The sequence below is a fragment of the Empedobacter sp. UBA7252 genome (assembly GCF_002472765.1).
In the GTDB taxonomy this organism is placed as follows: domain Bacteria; phylum Bacteroidota; class Bacteroidia; order Flavobacteriales; family Weeksellaceae; genus Empedobacter; species Empedobacter falsenii_B.
On the sequence record NZ_DKSQ01000038.1, the window covers coordinates 8,675 to 9,528 of the forward strand.

1 protein-coding gene is annotated in these 854 nt (G+C 30.4%); it reads right to left on the reverse strand.

Annotated features, from left to right (window positions below):
- On the reverse strand, positions 1–837 hold an 837-nt coding region (locus B2X73_RS05200; RefSeq protein ID WP_291095905.1), incomplete at its 3' end, for an ABC transporter transmembrane domain-containing protein.
- Positions 838–854: the final 17 nt, after the last annotated feature.

Genomic DNA, 854 nt, shown 5'->3' on the forward strand with positions numbered 1-854 from the left:
AGAAGATACTAAAGATATAATCGCAATTAGTGCGCCAATTGATAATTGGTCTTTAAAGAAAAGATTTGTACATATTGCTATAATTCCGACGCTCATGATAGCGCTTATAAAGTCTACTTTTAGTGTTAGCCGATTTGTGAGAGTTCCTAAGGTAAATATTGCACTCTGGTAAATTGCAAAGTTCTCTTTCCCCATATCGATAAAAAAGCTTTGCGCCCCATTTTCTTTGATAGCTGATATACCGGAAAGTATATTTATATAGTAACTTTCCAATTGTGAATAGCTATTCATAACCTTTTTTTGGGCTTTTACAAATTTGTTCGTATAAGTGTAAACTAAATATATAATTGCTGGAATAATAGTTGTCACAATGATTCCTACTAAAACGGAATAAATAAAAACAGCGGCTAAACTAACGATAATAACTAGAGTGTCTATGACAAAATTTCCAATTATATGGCTAATATTTTGTTGTATACGTTGAGTATCGTTAAGTCGTCCTATCAAATCCCCTTTTTTTCTACTGTTAAAAAATAGTTTAGGTAGCTTGATTATTTTATCTAAAAAAAATCCTGTTAGCCTTTTATTGTACGCTTGACTCTGTTGAAGCATAACGTATTGACGTAGGTAAGAAATCAAAGAACGGCTAGTTAAAATTAAGAACAAAAGAATTAGGCCGACTACAATTTGATTATAACTTCTTTCAGGCAATAAATGATCAATTAGTTTTTGGGAGAAAATTGCCGTTGTTATGCTGATTAAGGATATGATTATACCAAGGGTTAAGTTAATAGATAAATAAGGAATATCTTTTTCAATATTTTTATAGAACCACATATGTGTCCTAAATAAAT